Source organism: Kineococcus glutinatus, assembly GCF_039542765.1.
Lineage (GTDB): Bacteria > Actinomycetota > Actinomycetes > Actinomycetales > Kineococcaceae > Kineococcus_A > Kineococcus_A glutinatus.
The window spans coordinates 1-734 of the sequence record NZ_BAABIL010000675.1; the positions used below are offsets into that span (position 1 = coordinate 1).

1 pseudogene is annotated in these 734 nt (G+C 77.9%); it reads left to right on the top strand.

The window, feature by feature from the left end:
* A pseudogene (locus ABEB16_RS19970) lies at positions 1 to 461 on the top strand (methyl-accepting chemotaxis protein); the annotation flags it as partial.
* Positions 462 to 734: the final 273 nt, after the last annotated feature.

Consider the following 734-nt stretch of genomic DNA (forward strand, 5'->3'; position numbering starts at 1 on the left):
AGCTCGCCGGGCACCTCGGCGGGCTGCGCGAGCGCGGTGATCGGCTGCGCGGGGAGGTCTCCACCGCCGGTGAGGTCGTCACGGGCCTGCAGCAGGCGTTCGCGCAGATCGCCGACGTCGCCGCGCGCGCCAGCGGCACGGCGGTGGAGGCGGACGAGCGCTCCCGCGCCAGCGCCAGCACCGTGGAGCGGCTGAGCACCACGATGGCCGAGATCGACGCCATCGCCACGAACATCTCCGCCATCGCGGACCAGACGAACCTGCTGGCCCTCAACGCCACCATCGAGGCCGCCCGCGCCGGTGACGCCGGCAAGGGTTTCGCCGTCGTGGCCGGGGAGGTCAAGGAGCTGGCGGGGGAGACCGCCCGCGCCACCGAGCGCATCCGCCGGGTCGTGGACTCGGTGCGCGACGACGTCCAGCAGGCCGGTGCCTCCCTCGGCGGCGTGCAGGCGGTGCTGCAGGACGTGGTGGCCGCGCAGGCCAGCATCGCCGCCGCGGTCACCGAGCAGGACGCCGCGACCGCCGCGGCGCGCACCGCCGTGTCCTGCGCCGTGCAGGAGGCCGAGCTCGTCTCCCGCGGCCTGACGCACCTGGCGCCCGCGCTCGACTGAGCGCCCCGCACCGCCCGGTGCCTCAGCCGGGCCCCGGGCCCGCGGTGCCTCAGCCGGGCCGCGGGCCCGCGGTGCCCGGCTGCACCAGCCAGGCCGCCGCCCGGGGCGGCAGCCACAGGTCGC